This window comes from Acinetobacter sp. YH12069, assembly GCF_013419675.1.
Lineage (GTDB): Bacteria > Pseudomonadota > Gammaproteobacteria > Pseudomonadales > Moraxellaceae > Acinetobacter > Acinetobacter amyesii.
In genome coordinates, this window is record NZ_VOZS01000005.1 from 79,269 (window position 1) to 93,960 (window position 14,692).

The following is a 14,692-nucleotide window of genomic DNA, read 5'->3' on the forward strand; positions in this document are numbered from 1 at the left end:
GACTCGGCGGGTGCAAACGCAACTGTTTTCAAGACAACCGCCATCTTTTCGCTCATTTATCATTGCGGTGATTACATGCTTGGTGGTGCTTTTCTTTGATTGGCGCATGCCACATGTAATTCAACCGGCCAGAGACGTCTTGTATGCGGCATATAATCCAATTTATGCACTAGCAAGCTATCCAGTGTTATCGCGAGAATGGCTGAATCAACAAACCAAGTCTGAAGCTCAATTACGTCGTGAAAATACCGCGATGCAAGCAGAGTTAATTCAGGCTCAAGTCCGTTTACAGAAACTTTCTGAACTTTCTGCTGAAAATACTCGACTACGTGGACTACTCGATACACCACTCATCATTGATGGTCGTATGGAGATTGCCGAAGTCATTGGTACTGATGCTGATCCCTTACGTCATATTATTGTGATTAACCGTGGAGCCAGCAGTCAGCTTAAAGTGGGACAAACTGTACTCGATGACAAGGGCATTATGGGGCAAATTATCAATGTTTACCCGCATAGTAGCCGTGTCATGTTGCTCTCAGACAAAGAGCACTCTTTATCTGTGCGTCTGGAACATACTGGTATGCGCGCAATCGTTACGGGTACAGGTGACTTAGGTCGACTTAAGATGGAATACGTGCCAACCAGTGCGAATATCAAAGTCGGTGAAAAAGTCTATAGCTCAGGTCTAGGGGCACATTTCCCAGCGGGTTATTTGGTGGGTACAGTGTCGAAAGTCAGTCGTCACAATAGCGGTGAATTTGCCCAAATTGATATCAATCCTGCTGCCCAATTGGCAGGTGGTCATCATGTGGTTGTGCTATTTTCCGATTCTTTAGCGATGGAGCAACCGCATGTCACTCGCTAAGCTTAGTCGTCATACAGAGCGCGACCCATTATTTCCGATTATCTTTTCCATCATTTTGGCATCCGTGCTGATGGTGTATCCGCTTTCTTATGACTTATCGGGTTGGCGTCCATTATTCATGATGATGATCATGCTATTTTGGGTACTCTGTCAGCCGACATGGTGCGGTGTTTGGTTTGCATTTGCCACAGGTCTCTTTACGGACTTGTTGACTGATGCACCTTTTGGCATGAACGCACTGAGTTTTGTGGTCATTGCATTTGTGACGCGCTTTTTAACGCGTGAACGTCGTATCCTTACATTTGGTAATTTGTGGATTATTGCTGCAATGGCAATTTTCGCGCATTTACTGTTTGTGTGGATTGTTCAAGTGATGGGTGGGGCACAGTTTTCATTTGCTCGCCATTGGCAGCCAATTGTTACTAGCTTAATCATTTGGCCAATCATGTATTACTTCCTGAGAAAATGGCGCATATAATTTTAGCTTCGAGTTCTCCTCGACGACGCGAACTAATGCAACAATTAGGTCTGGAATTTGAAATTTTCAGTCCAGATATTGATGAGTCCGTGTTGGAAGGAGAACCTATAGCGGATTATGTAGAGCGTTTAGCACGTGCCAAAGCTTGCGCAGTACAACAACAATTCCCTGATGCTATCGTTATTGCCGCGGATACTAGTTTAGGCGTAGATGAGCACATTTTAGGAAAACCAGCGTCGAAAGCACATGCTTTTTCTATGTGGGAAATGATCTCTGGACGAAAACATGATGTGTTTTCAGGTGTTTGTGTCAGTACAAAAGATCAAATATACAGTATAGTAGTGCGTACACAGGTTGAATTTCAAACGCTAAGTCTAGCTGACATGGAAAGCTATTGGGCAACAGGTGAACCAATCGGCAAGGCGGGAGCCTATGCTATTCAAGGAATTGCTGCGCGCTATATTCCTTGTATTGAAGGGAGCTACAGCAATGTTGTTGGGCTGCCTTTGCATGAAACCGTACAGTTATTACAGATAGTTAAGGCATTAAATTAACTGCTGCAACACAAGAATTTTTATAATGTTTTGAGTTTTGATATGTCTGACGAGTTGTTGATTAACGTCACACCGATGGAATGTCGGGTGGCGTTGATTCAAAACGGTACGGTCAATGAATTATTTGTTGAGCGCACCGTGAAGCGTGGGTTAGTGGGCAATATTTATAAAGGGAAAGTTGTTCGCGTGCTTCCGGGTATGCAGGCTGCTTTTATTGATATTGGATTGTCGAGAACGGCTTTTTTACATATCAATGATATGGTCTGGCAGCGCAATCAACCAACCCCGAATGTTTTTGAGCTGTTACAACCAGGGCAAGTACTCACCGTACAAGTCATGAAAGATATGTTGGGTACCAAAGGTGCACGACTATCAACTGATCTTTCTATTCCTTCTCGTTACCTTGTTTTAATGCCATATGGCAGTCATACCGGTGTTTCTCAGCGCATTGAGTCTGAAGAAGAACGAGATCGCTTGCGTAGCATGATTGAACGCATTCAAAAGGAACACAACTTACCGGGTTCAGTCATCGTTCGTACTGCTGCCGAAGGTATTCCTGAATGTGAAATTGCGCAGGACATGGCCTATTTAGCAAAACTGTGGGAATACATACAACGTAAACAACGCAGTATTGTCGTACCATCTTTGATTTTTGAAGAGCTACCTTTACCGCAACGCGTCATCCGTGATTTAGCCAACGAAGAAACGTCTAAAATTCAGGTCGACTCACGCGAAGTACATGGCAAATTGCAAGAGTTTGTCCAAGAATTTGTACCGAGTATGCAAAATCGCTTACTGCATTATCCAGGTGAGCGTCCAATTTTTGACTTGTACAATGTCGAAGAAGATATTCAGAAAGCCTTACAGACACGTGTAGCACTTAAGTCTGGCGGCTATCTGATGATCGATCAAACTGAAGCCATGACCACGATTGATGTCAATACTGGCTCCTACGTAGGTGGTCGTTCGCTTGAAGACACTGTGTTTAAAACCAATATGGAAGCCACACAGGTCATTGCACGTCAGCTTCGACTACGTAACTTGGGCGGGATTATCATTATTGACTTCATTGATATGCAAGAAGCACATCATCGAGAAGAAGTGATGAGCCAGTTTGAGAAAATGCTCGAGCGCGATCATGCAAAAACCAAGATCACTCAAGTTTCTGAGCTGGGTTTGGTGGAAATGACTCGGAAACGCACCCGTGAATCTTTAGAGCATCTACTTTGTGATTCTTGCCCGACCTGTCAGGGGCGTGGTTATGTGAAAACGGCTGAAACAGTTTGCTATGAAATTTTCCGTGAAATCTTGAGATATGCACGTGCTTATGAGTCACAAAGTGGTTTTACCGTGGTGGCACATCCGTCGGTGATTGACCGATTGTTAACTGCTGAAGCACCTGCGGTAGCTGATTTAGAGCACTTTATTAGCCGTGTGATCAAGTTCCAAGTGGAAAATTTATATACGCAAGAGCAATACGATATCATTCTGAGCTGAAATTGTAACAGAATATCGTTAAACACTTGTTACAACTGAGATTTTACTTTTGAACTGTTATTTTGAATACTAGACACATCAAATAGCCAAAGCCATTTTCCTGCATTGGACTTGAAAATGGTTTAGCAAAAAGAGGTGTACTATGGGTGTTAGTAAAACAGTAATGAAAAGTGGTCTTAAAACTGTTGTTGAAGCAAAAGCGATCCATTCAGGTTATATCGTGGATGAACGTGGTAATGAAGTTCAAATTACAGCGTCTATGATTCGTTCTGCTTGTCATCAGTTACTTAAACAGTGCCGAGCTATCAAAGCTTAAATATTGAAATATAAATAATGTAATCCAGAGGGTTAAAGTGCTAACGCGCAATTCTAAAATATTTAATGCGCTAAAATTTTATAAATAATGGAAAATAAACTTAATTATCAGTTCGTATCTACAAGTCATAATTAAACAATAACAACGGATTTGTTCACCTAAATTTTAGCTTATACACGTAAATTGCTCCAAAAAATCACTCAAAGTTCAAATGATAAAAACCCGTCTAGATTGTTTAATTTAGACGGGTTTTTAATTTTTTTGATGGTTCAATCTGCTGATGAATTGATACAAAATCTAGAAACAGGCGGTTAGCTAACCGCCTGTAACTTTGGGGAATCTTGGTTCACAATAGTTTCAAATCGTTGAATTTCTTCTTCCAAATGCGTGAGTAAATTTTGCATTTTTGGCAGCGCATTACGACATGCCGTTAAACCCACTTCAAGCTTATCTAAATAGCTGGTCATGGTGATATTAAGCGCTTGACCATCCAAAACAATGGACGCTGGGTAGAGCGCTTCTAAACGTGCACCATTCCAATATAACGGCTCTTGTGGGCCGGGAACATTCGAAATGACCAAGTTAAAGGCCTGACGTTTTGGCATGAAGCCTGATGCAATATTTAAACCTGCTGCACTGTAGACAAAAGCACTGTAGTTTAAAATTTGATTCGAGTTCATCCGCTTAAAGCGCTCTTTGGCATTGAGCACACTACGACGCACAATCTTCAACCGTTCTAGCGGATCTTCTTTATGGGTTCCAAGATTGGCCAAAATCATGGTAATACGGTTTGACATATCTGAATCATCGGTACGAACTGATGCAGGCACCATGGCAATCAATGGCTTTTTAGGTAAAGCATTTTGTGTAATTAAATATTCACGTAATGCGCCTGAACAAATTGCAAGCACAATATCGTTAATTGTTACGCCGAGTGACTTGGCAATATGTGACAAACGTGAAAATTCAAAAGACTGAGCAGCGAAACGACGAGAAGAACTAACCCGTTGGTTTAATATTGAACTCGGCGCTTGGAAACTAGACACATAATCTGGGTTGCGCCCCATATCTTTCATTACTGTTTGTGACAGTTCGTACAAAACTCGTGGAGTTGAGTCAAGTTGTCCCTTAATGGTCGATAACAGACCTTTCATACGACTGGATTTAGGCTGTTTCAGGCGTTTTGCACGAGGGCCTTCTACACACCATGGTGGCACAATTCTTTTAGCATCTGGGTCATGCGAAAGTGATTTTTCAACTAAACGCATACCTGCAATGCCATCGACCATCGCGTGGTGGATTTTGAAGTACATAGCAAAACGATTGCCTTCAATGCCTTCAATAATATGGCAAGTCCAAAGCGGTTTCGCACGGTCAATCAGCGCACTGTGTTCTTGAGAAATATAAGTCAAAAGTTCACGAATACGACCGGGATGCGGCAGTGCGATATGGCGGAAGTGATGATCTAAATCAAACTCTTCGTCTTCATCCCAAAAGAAGCCGTTGAGTTTATTGTTAAAAGGAGGAATAGGAATGGATTTTGAATTACGAATATCTGCGACTAAATCTTGAATAAAAGTATCTGGTGCATTGTCAGGGATCTGAAATAAAAATAGACCACCTACGTGCATCGGTTGTTGCCGTTTCTCTAAATTTAAGAATATGAAATCAATAGGATGTAATGGACGCATAGCGTTGATTGCCTCACTGCAATTTCTACAGCTGCTCATGTATGAGTAGCATTGTTAGAATTATTAAATTGTCTTTTGCAGTATAGCGTTTTTACGTTGAAATGATACGGAATTATGTGTATCGATGCGTTGAAAAAAACCACTGCTATGCAGTGGTTTTGTGATCTTTATTTTTTCATGTTGCCTGCGTGTAAGCCGCATTCTTTATGGGTTGCATCTTCCCACCACCAGCGACCTTCTCGTTCGTGTTGATTCGGTAAAACAGGTCGAGTACATGGTTCACAGCCAATCGAGATAAAGCCACGTTCGTGTAGTGGATTATATGGAATTTCCATGAGACGGATATAGTTCCATACATCAGCGCTAGACCAGTTTGCCAAAGGATTATATTTAATCAATTGTTTGCCTGGACCTGAAAAACCAGGGTCTGCTTGTACCACAGGAATTTCATTACGTGTGCCTGGGCTTTGGTCTTTACGTTGACCAGTGATCCAGCCATCTAAAGTGGCTAGTTTTTTACGCAAAGGTTGTACTTTACGGATACCACAGCATTCTTTATGTTCATCTTGATAGAAGCTAAAAAAGCCCTTTTCTGTTACCAGTTTTTGTACGGCATCACTTTCTGGGAAACAGATTTCAATATCAATTTTATAATGTTTACGGACAGTATCTAAAAATTGGTAAGTTTCAGGGTGTAAGCGACCGGTATCTAAACTAAATACACGAAAAGGAATCCCTAAGTTTGATGCAAGATCAATCAGTACAACATCTTCTGCACCAGAAAAGGAAATCGCAACTTCACCTTGCTGGCTAAGCGCAAGTTTCATAATCTCAGAAGGTGATTTATCTGCATATTCAGATGCAAGTGCATCGACAAGGTCAATAGTAGGGATGGTAGTCATGAATGTCCTGGCTATAGGCTTGGAACGTTAAAACCTATATTAATTTATTTCAGAACTATTTTAATGGAAATGCTAAAACACACTTATCACTAAAAAATAGATACTTATGAAAAAAACAGATTTAAAAAAGAACAATGCATTTTTTTATTCTTCCGCTATGATAATGAAAAATTTTTTTCACATAACAGAGGGTAGAGTGCATGGAAGTCGTTTGTTTAGATCTAGAAGGGGTTTTAGTACCTGAAATTTGGATTAATTTTGCGAAAAAAACAGGCATTAAAGAACTTGAAGCAACGACTCGTGACATTCCAGATTACGATGTGTTGATGACTCAACGTTTAAATATCCTAAAACAACACGGTTTGGGTTTAAACGATATTCAAGACGTAATTGCAGATATGGGGCCATTTGAAGGTGCAAAAGAGTTTGTAGAGTGGGTACGTACTCATTTTCAATTAATTATTCTTTCAGATACTTTCTATGAGTTTGCACATCCATTAATGCAGCAACTTGGTTGGCCAACGATTTTCTGCCACAAATTAGAAACTGATGAAAATGGTATGATCTCAGCTTATAAGCTTCGTCAACCTGATCAAAAGCGTAAAGCCGTTCAAGCATTGCATGGGTTAAACTTCCGGGTGATTGCAGCAGGTGATTCTTATAACGATACGACGATGCTTGGTGAAGCAGATGCGGGTTTCTTATTTGATGCGCCTGACAATGTGATTGCAGAATTTCCACAATTCCCACCAATTCATGGCTATGCTGCATTAAAAGAAGCGATTCGTAATGCTTCAGTTCGTGATATTCCAGCTTAATTCTGTATAGCTGGTTATAGAAAAGGGCGCTTATGCGCCCTTTCTTGTTTAATGCAAAGCTGTTCTAACAACTTAGAAGCGATAGCCTATTTTCAAACCATAGCCAAGCGCATGGTTATCTTCAAATTCACCTACTGGATTACCACCAGTTTGAGCAGTAGCATCACCTAACCAGAAGTATTTAACACCTGCTTGGATGAAATAGTTTTCAGCAGGACTATATTGACCACCTAGACCAACATTCCAATACCCTTCAACAGGGCCTAAAGTCGTAACAGGGTTGCCAGCACCCGAATCGTAACCTACAGATGCAGAACCAGACCATTTGCTGTTAAATTTATGGCCTACACCAACATTAGCTGACCATTGGTCGTCTGAGTAATCAATAAGATTTTGACGGACATGAGGTGCTGGAATTGAACTTACGTTACCAAGTAAAGTTGGTTTAACCGCAAACTGGCTCCAATGTACCCAACGAACATTGGCAAATGCTAGCGTATCTTTAGCAATACCTGTTTGGAAATCTAAGTTAACTGATTGAGGTGTTGTTGCATCAACAGATGATGTCAGCGCACTTAAAGATGGATACGGTAGAAGCGTAGTTTCATTGGATTTTGTATTATGTTCAATTTCAGAGCGGTAGGTAATAGCCGCTTTTAATGCAATTTCAGGAATCGAATAAGCAACACCTGCTAACCAGCCATAAGCTTCTTCACGTTCCATTTCGATGTTATAAGTACCAAGTTTGGCATTACCACCATAAGCAGCACCACGTAGTTTGATATTGGCTTCTACAGTTTGCCAAACTGGACCTGCATAAAAGTTCCAATTTTCGTTTGGTTGGTAACCAATTAGGGCAGTTAAGCTTTCAGTTTTAACATCTACAGATGTACCTTGAGCACCATTACCAAATACTTGCGATGCAGCATCATATTCAGCTTCTGCACCGTATGGTTGGTCGTAAATTAAACCTAGTGAAATTTTGTCAGTCGCTTGTACTTTGACAGCAGCGGAAGGGAAGTAATATGACTTCGCCATGTCATCGACATTAAGTTCATTTGACTTTACTTCTGCATCTAGAACAGTGATACCTGCTTCTGCATAGTTACCAGGTTGTAAAAATGCAGAAATTGACTGGCCTGAACGATCTAGACCCGCTGCAAATAATGATGCTGTTGGTAAAGCGGTAAGTAAAATTGCGTAGCTAAGGTGATTTAAGCGCATACTTTTCCCTGTTTGTAACTTTTGATGTTATTTCAATGTGTGGAAAGTAACATAAATAGAAAAACAGTAAATAAGAGTTGCTACTCTAAAATTGAACTAGGGAAGTTAAAAAATGAGCATGACTAGAGTATTTATTCTAGTGATTGATAATTATCTTTATGATTTTTAAATGAAAAATTAGAGTAAAAAGCTTAGTTTTTGATAAATGTTTTAGTAAATTTAAATGTTTATTGTTTGATCAAACAAGATAGGGAAAGAATAAAAAGTTAGGGCCATAGCGAACTATGGCCCGAATCATATTTAAATTAGAAGCGGTAACCGATTTTTAAACCGTATGCCCAAGCATCGTTATCTTCAAATGATGCTACTGATTCATTTGTACCAAACATTGATGCAGGTTGTGCTTCAGCATCACCTAACATGAAGTATTTAACACCACCTGCGATAAAGTAGTTAGGCGCTGGGCTGAATTGTAAACCTAAGCCAACGTTCCAGTAGCCTTCAGTAGGACCAAGTGTTGATACAGGGTTGCCTGCACCAGAATCCCAACCTACAGAAACGTTACCAGCCCATTGTTCACTCAATTTACGACCTATACCAACTGTAGCATTGATTTGATCGTCAGAATAAGCAACAAGGTCAAATCCACCAACAGGACCACGACCAAGGGCACCTAATGTTTCAGATGCTTTACCAAAAGCGGTTGGGCGAATTGCAAAATTTGACCAATCTACCCAACGTACATTTGCAAATGCGACAGTGTCGGCCATGATACCAGTTTGAAAATCAAGGTTAACAGACTGCGGTGTGGTGATCTTAGTGTCAGCACGCGTTGAAAAAGCACCGCCTAGTAGAGCACTGCTTCCAGTTTCAGTGGTTGCAGCTTCGTGATCAATCTCAGAACGGTAAGTAATAGATGCTTTTAAAGCAATTTCTGGGATTTGGTACGCTAATCCTGCTAACCAACCAACGGCACTATCTTCTTTCATATTTGCATTATATAAACCGAGAGCTTGGTTTGCTCCATATGCAATACCGCGTAGTTGAACATCACCTTTTACTGTTTGATAAACACCACCGCCGTATATGTTAAAATTTTCAATTGGTTGAAAACCTAATATCATCGAGATATTTTGAGTGTTAACTTCGACTTCCGTTGTTTCGCCCATTAATTGGAATGCGCCAGGGTTACCTGCAACTGGTAGTGTTTGATCTGTTGCACTATATTTAGCTTCTGCACCAAAAGGTTGATCATATAGTAAACCAAAAGAAAAATTATCAGTTAGCTGTAATTTTAATGCTGCTTGTGGAAAATAGTAATCACCCGCCATGTCATCTAGTGATGTATTAGCAAGAGCTCCTAATGTTGGGTTGCTAGCAGGTGCAGTGCTGTTCATCTTCCCTGAAACATTCGGATCTAAAACCGAAATACCTGCTTCAAAATAGTTCCCTGGTTGTAAAAATGCAGAAATAGATTGTCCTGAACGATCTAGTGCTGCTGCAAAAGCACCTGTCATTGGAACTGAAGCAAAAATCATGGCTGTAGCTAAAGTTTTTAATTTCATTCTTCGTCATTCCTTGAGATACGAATTTGATTTTTATGGTTACTGCATATATTCGTTATGGAAAACTTCTTAATACTCTTAGGCTTAATTGTTACTCCATGTGACAAAAATAGCACAATTAAAATAAGAGTAAATGCTCTAGATTGAAAAATATGGCTAAAAGTTGCTATTTTTAGAGTAAAAGTACTAATTAGTATATATAACATTTTGATTATTATTTAATATTTTCATTTAGCGCATTATTTTCTAAACCTAGAAAAAAATTGAAAAAATTTTGATATGAGCAGTCATAAATTGATTTTTTGGCCTTATGGACCATACTATGTGTCGTTTTTTGCATTGAGAGGTAGGTGGTTAGCACGTTTTAAAGCGCTATTTAACTGTTCTTAAAAATAGTCTTTGAACAGTAATCTTTGTAAAAACAATAATTAAGTTAAAAACTGTAATTGATGGGTTTTTAGTGTGAAAGGTTCTTTCTTTATATTTATTGGTATATGGGGGATTACAAATACAGGGAGGAGGGATATCTCAGAAATTGTGCGCTCTGCGGGACTCGAACCCACGTCGGTCGCTTAGGAGGCAACTGCTCTATCCAGTTAAGCTAAGAGCGCAAGACGGAGGCTAATGTACTCCTATTTTAGCTAAAAAAAAAGTTATTGCCGAAACAATAACTTTTTAAATTACTTAGTCTTTATGAACTTCATTGGGGTCAATGTCGCTCAAATCTTTAGGATTAAGATAGTTAAACATTAATAACATGACTGTAATCCAAACAGGGATCATTAGAACAGATTCCATAAAGCCCTGAGTCCACATAATAAAGAGAACTAAAGCAATAAAGATCAGAACGATGTAGTTGCTGACTGGTGCCCAAAGTGCAGGATAAGACGTTGTAAAATTCAAAATACGTTTTGCACGACGGAACTGTAAGTGAGTCATGGTAATCATCGCCCAGTTCAGGACAAGTGCACCAACCACCACATACATTAAGTGACCAAGCGCATCTTCAGGTACGAAGTAGTTTAAGAGTACGCAACCGAAAATCAGGACTGCAGAAAGTAATACCGCTGGAATTGGCACGCCACTTTTGTTGGTTTTAGCGAAAACTTTTGGAGCATTACCTTGCTTCGCCAAGCTGTAAAGCATACGGCTATTGGCATACATACCGCTGTTATAAACAGACAGTGCTGCAGTTAAAATAATGAAGTTAAGTAAATGTGCAGCCCAATCAATACCCAGTTGGCTAAAGATCATCACAAATGGACTTTTGTCTAAACCACCTAGTTCAAGCTGATTCCATGGCACAAGTGATAATAGAATAGTCAAAGAACCCACGTAGAAAATCAAAATACGAAAAACAACTTGGTTAATCGCTTTAGGAATAGTTTCTTTTGGATTTTCAGCTTCCGCTGCCGCCATACCAATCAGTTCAATACCACCGAAGGCGAACATCAAGAAAGCCAGCATGAAGAATAAGCCTTCAAAACCATTTGGGAAGAAGCCGCCCTGACTCCATAAGTTGGTAAATGAAGCTGTTGAGTTAGCATCTGCAGTCAGTAGCAAATACAAACCAAATACGATCATCGAAATAACCGCAGTGACTTTAATAATCGACAGCCAAAACTCTGATTCACCATAAAACTTCACATTACCTAAGTTTACTAAAGTAATGATCACGAAGAAGAACAGTACAGATGCCCACGCTGGAATATGAGGCCACCAGTAGTTGATGTATTTCGCAACAGCGGTGAGTTCTGTCATTGCCACTAAAATATAGAGAATCCAGTAGTTCCAACCTGTTAAGAAACCTGGAAATTTCCCCCAATATTTATATGCAAAATGGCTAAATGAACCCGCTACAGGTTCATGGACGATCATTTCACCCAACTGACGCATAATTAGAAAGGCGATCAAACCGCCAATGGCGTAGCCAAGAATAATGGATGGTCCAGCAGATTGAATCACATGCGCTGAGCCCAAGAATAAGCCTGTACCAATTGCACCACCCATGGCAATCAATTGAATATGACGATTCTTTAAGCCACGCTTGAGTTCGGAGGAATTGGTAGTCAAGTTACTCTTCCCGAGAATGGTTTAATTTTGGTAATTGTAATGTATAGAGAATGAATAGCCTAGTAGCTCAAAATTTATGAAAAATATTTATAGGTTTAATAACCTATTTTTCGTTTTAAATGCTGAATTAAAAATTTATGAATCAATAGATTAATTTTATTTTAATTGAAATTCTGATGCTTGGCTTTATATGGAAAAGGTATCGAATGTTGTTTTTTTATACTTAAGTCATGTGATTGTTAAAACTTCAATTAAACATTGTATGATGCAAAAGCGCAGAAAAGAACGCTCTGCCAAAACACAATGATAAAGATTAAGGATTCAATAAAAATGAGTTTTGCTCCCCAAATTAAAATTGCAGCGACTTATATGCGTGGTGGTACAAGTAAAGGTGTATTTTTCAAGCTAGATGATTTGCCCCTTGCAGCACAACAAGCTGGAAAAGTTCGCGACCAACTTTTATTACGTGTGATTGGCAGTCCAGATCCTTATGGCAAACAAATTGATGGGATGGGTGGAGCGACTTCAAGTACTAGTAAAACCGTGATTTTGGCAAAAAGTTCACAGCCTGAGCATGATGTAGACTATCTATTTGGACAAGTGTCGATTGATAAAGCATTTGTCGACTGGAGTGGTAACTGCGGAAACTTAACGGCAGCGGTTGGTGCGTTTGCCATTTCAAATGGTTTGGTTGAGGCATCACGTATTCCTGAAAATGGTTTGTGTACGGTTCGTATTTGGCAAGCCAATATTCAAAAAACCATAATTGCGCATGTACCTATTACTGATGGTGCAGTACAGGAAACTGGTGATTTTGAACTAGATGGTGTGACCTTCCCAGCAGCCGAAGTTCAAATTGAATTTTTAGACCCCGCAGATGATGGTGAAGATGGCGGCGCTATGTTCCCTACAGGGAATTTGGTCGATACCTTAACCGTACCCGATGAAGGCAGTTTCCCTGCAACATTCATTAATGCAGGTATTCCAACGATTTTCTTAAATGCAGAAGATATTGGTTATGTCGGCACTGAACTGCAAGATGCGATCAACGGTGACGCTAAGGCATTGGCCCGTTTTGAAAAAATCCGTGCTTATGGTGCACAACAAATGGGTTTGATTTCAGATATTGCTGAAGCAGAGCAACGTCAACATACACCAAAGATTGCATTTGTTTCAAAACCGAAAGCTTATACATCTTCGAGTTCTAAACAAATTTCAGAACACGATACGGACTTATTGGTTCGTGCCTTGTCGATGGGGAAACTGCATCATGCCATGATGGGCACAGCGGCAGTTGCCATTGGTACAGCAGCTGCGATACCGGGGACACTTGTGAACTTAGCCGCGGGTGGTGGGGAGCGAGAAGCCGTGCGTTTCGGACATCCATCTGGGACGCTACGTGTAGGTGCGCAAGCGATTTATGAAAATGGTCAGTGGGTCGTTAAAAAAGCCGTAATGAGCCGAAGTGCGCGTGTCTTAATGGAAGGTTGGGTGCGTATTCCTGCGGATAGTTTGGATTAAGCATTTAACATCTAATTTGAAATCAGCCTCTGCTTTGCAGGGGCTTTTTTTTGCCTTTATCTTTTATATGAATAAGCAAATCATGAATTGGTATATCTTTTTATATAATATGAACTGCATTTAATATTAGAAAGTTTCTGTGATTTATGCCAGATTAATTTTGTTAGCATTTTGCGTAGCTTTACCCTGAAAAAAGTAGCGAAACCATGCTTAAAAAAGACTTAATAAAATCGGATCTACCTACTGAACAATTGGCTGTATTAGACGCGTTGCCAATGCCTGCTGCATTATTTTCTGCGACAGCTGAGCTGATATGCGCCAATCAAATATTTAAACATCGGTTTCAGTCAGACTTACAAGAGATCGTATTAAATCATGTGTCTGTGATGCAGCAAAAAACCAAAGCCACAAGTTCTGAGTTTGATTTACGCTGTTTAGAGAACGATAGCATTGAACCCTTTATGTATAGTGAAAATGAACGGCATTATTGGTTCACGCTCAAACCTAAGTTTCAACAAAGTGGCGATTTGGAACATGTGTTGTTGTGCTGTGCGGACATTACAAATTTAAAGCAATTCGAATTATCGCTGTTGAAACATAACCAACAACTCGAACAACAAGTTTATTTTGATTATCTGACAGGGATAAAAAATCGACGTGGATTTGATTTAGACCTTTCTCAGTGGCAAAAAAGCTTCGCGGTTGAACAAGCCGATGAAATTTGTTTGATGATGCTCGACTTAGACAATTTTAAGCAAATCAATGATATCTACGGCCATGCGTTTGGCGATGAAGTTTTAAGAAAAAGTGCGCAGCTTTTAAGGGTGCAAATTAGTCAACACGCAGATGCACAAATATATCGCATGGGTGGGGAAGAGTTTGCAATGATTTTGCCACGCACGGCTATATCGACTGCATGTTCGATTGCACAACAATGTTGTGAGCAAATCTATGCTTCTTCGATGAATTATGCGGATAAGGCTCTACAACTGAGTATCTCATGCGGAGTGGCCTTGTGGGATGGAACAGAGTCATTTTTTGAAACATTAGCACGTGCCGATCAGGCTTTGTATCAAGCCAAGAAAGGCTCGAAAAATTGTACCTGTTTTAATGATGGACAAAATGTGGCGCTATTTGAGGAAACGACATTTAAAAAACCATCAGACTGTGGGAAAAACACATAGA

Annotated in this window: 13 protein-coding genes and 1 tRNA gene; 8 read left to right on the forward strand and 6 right to left on the reverse strand. The window is 40.0% G+C overall.

Annotated elements, in window-relative coordinates; all coding sequences use genetic code 11:
* Positions 1-10: 10 nt before the first annotated feature.
* From mreC to FTU16_RS04325, 5 genes are all read left to right on the forward strand, one after another.
* Positions 11-868, forward strand: coding sequence for a rod shape-determining protein MreC (gene mreC, locus FTU16_RS04305; protein WP_180022294.1), 858 nt, complete (start codon positions 11-13; stop codon positions 866-868).
* Positions 855-1,346 (forward strand): rod shape-determining protein MreD, encoded by a 492-nt coding sequence (gene mreD, locus FTU16_RS04310; protein WP_180004304.1) that lies wholly within the window; start codon positions 855-857, stop codon positions 1,344-1,346. Before mreC ends, mreD begins: the two co-directional genes overlap by 14 nt.
* The gene (locus tag FTU16_RS04315) at positions 1,334-1,900 is read left to right on the forward strand and encodes a Maf-like protein (protein ID WP_180022310.1); all 567 of its coding nucleotides are present in this window, start codon (positions 1,334-1,336) and stop codon (positions 1,898-1,900) included. Before mreD ends, FTU16_RS04315 begins: the two co-directional genes overlap by 13 nt.
* Before the next feature lie 42 nt (positions 1,901-1,942).
* On the forward strand, positions 1,943-3,397 hold the full coding sequence (rng, locus tag FTU16_RS04320) for a ribonuclease G (protein WP_111885603.1): 1,455 nt from the start codon (positions 1,943-1,945) through the stop codon (positions 3,395-3,397).
* A 142-nt stretch (positions 3,398-3,539) separates the two neighbouring features.
* Positions 3,540-3,713, forward strand: a complete 174-nt coding sequence (locus FTU16_RS04325) for a PA1571 family protein (RefSeq protein ID WP_168379036.1) — start codon at positions 3,540-3,542, stop codon at positions 3,711-3,713.
* 311 nt (positions 3,714-4,024) lie between these two features.
* On the opposite strand, the gene FTU16_RS04330 is transcribed toward FTU16_RS04325, so the two are convergent.
* Both FTU16_RS04330 and FTU16_RS04335 read right to left on the reverse strand, forming a co-directional pair.
* A complete protein-coding gene (locus FTU16_RS04330) occupies positions 4,025-5,404 on the reverse strand; it encodes a wax ester/triacylglycerol synthase family O-acyltransferase (RefSeq protein ID WP_168379035.1) in 1,380 nt (459 codons plus the stop codon).
* A 167-nt stretch (positions 5,405-5,571) separates the two neighbouring features.
* Positions 5,572-6,306, reverse strand: a complete 735-nt coding sequence (locus FTU16_RS04335; protein WP_168379034.1) for a phosphoadenylyl-sulfate reductase — start codon at positions 6,304-6,306, stop codon at positions 5,572-5,574.
* A gap of 200 nt (positions 6,307-6,506) precedes the next feature.
* Between FTU16_RS04335 and thrH the strand changes: the two genes are divergently transcribed.
* The gene (thrH, locus tag FTU16_RS04340) at positions 6,507-7,124 is read left to right on the forward strand and encodes a bifunctional phosphoserine phosphatase/homoserine phosphotransferase ThrH (protein ID WP_078189978.1); all 618 of its coding nucleotides are present in this window, start codon (positions 6,507-6,509) and stop codon (positions 7,122-7,124) included.
* 72 nt (positions 7,125-7,196) lie between these two features.
* Here the strand turns inward: thrH and FTU16_RS04345 are convergent, their stop codons facing one another.
* The 4 genes from FTU16_RS04345 to FTU16_RS04360 all read right to left on the reverse strand — a co-directional run bounded on the left by FTU16_RS04345 (position 7,197) and on the right by FTU16_RS04360 (position 11,986).
* On the reverse strand, positions 7,197-8,348 hold the full coding sequence (locus FTU16_RS04345) for an OmpP1/FadL family transporter (RefSeq protein WP_180064049.1): 1,152 nt from the start codon (positions 8,346-8,348) through the stop codon (positions 7,197-7,199).
* Positions 8,349-8,653: 305 nt separating this feature from the next.
* Positions 8,654-9,913: an OmpP1/FadL family transporter gene (locus FTU16_RS04350; RefSeq protein ID WP_180162772.1), complete on the reverse strand. Its 1,260-nt coding sequence runs from the start codon at positions 9,911-9,913 to the stop codon at positions 8,654-8,656.
* 538 nt (positions 9,914-10,451) lie between these two features.
* A tRNA-Arg gene (locus FTU16_RS04355) sits at positions 10,452-10,524 on the reverse strand.
* Positions 10,525-10,597: 73 nt separating this feature from the next.
* The gene (locus tag FTU16_RS04360; protein ID WP_078189974.1) at positions 10,598-11,986 is read right to left on the reverse strand and encodes an amino acid permease; all 1,389 of its coding nucleotides are present in this window, start codon (positions 11,984-11,986) and stop codon (positions 10,598-10,600) included.
* Between the two features lie 330 nt (positions 11,987-12,316).
* Between FTU16_RS04360 and prpF the strand changes: the two genes are divergently transcribed.
* Positions 12,317-13,507, forward strand: coding sequence for a 2-methylaconitate cis-trans isomerase PrpF (gene prpF / locus FTU16_RS04365; protein WP_180004315.1), 1,191 nt, complete (start codon positions 12,317-12,319; stop codon positions 13,505-13,507).
* A gap of 206 nt (positions 13,508-13,713) precedes the next feature.
* A complete protein-coding gene (locus tag FTU16_RS04370; RefSeq protein WP_180162773.1) occupies positions 13,714-14,691 on the forward strand; it encodes a GGDEF domain-containing protein in 978 nt (325 codons plus the stop codon).
* Position 14,692 lies beyond the last annotated feature (1 nt).

Coding starts and splice junctions, on each gene's coding strand:
- mreD (WP_180004304.1), top strand. CDS start 855: ATGTCACTCGCTAAGCTTAGTCGTCATACAGAGCGCGACCCATTATTT.
- FTU16_RS04315 (WP_180022310.1), top strand. CDS start 1,334: ATGGCGCATATAATTTTAGCTTCGAGTTCTCCTCGACGACGCGAACTA.
- rng (WP_111885603.1), top strand. CDS start 1,943: ATGTCTGACGAGTTGTTGATTAACGTCACACCGATGGAATGTCGGGTG.
- FTU16_RS04325 (WP_168379036.1), top strand. CDS start 3,540: ATGGGTGTTAGTAAAACAGTAATGAAAAGTGGTCTTAAAACTGTTGTT.
- FTU16_RS04330 (WP_168379035.1), bottom strand. CDS start 5,404: ATGCGTCCATTACATCCTATTGATTTCATATTCTTAAATTTAGAGAAA.
- FTU16_RS04335 (WP_168379034.1), bottom strand. CDS start 6,306: ATGACTACCATCCCTACTATTGACCTTGTCGATGCACTTGCATCTGAA.
- thrH (WP_078189978.1), top strand. CDS start 6,507: ATGGAAGTCGTTTGTTTAGATCTAGAAGGGGTTTTAGTACCTGAAATT.
- FTU16_RS04345 (WP_180064049.1), bottom strand. CDS start 8,348: ATGCGCTTAAATCACCTTAGCTACGCAATTTTACTTACCGCTTTACCA.
- FTU16_RS04350 (WP_180162772.1), bottom strand. CDS start 9,913: ATGAAATTAAAAACTTTAGCTACAGCCATGATTTTTGCTTCAGTTCCA.
- prpF (WP_180004315.1), top strand. CDS start 12,317: ATGAGTTTTGCTCCCCAAATTAAAATTGCAGCGACTTATATGCGTGGT.
- FTU16_RS04370 (WP_180162773.1), top strand. CDS start 13,714: ATGCTTAAAAAAGACTTAATAAAATCGGATCTACCTACTGAACAATTG.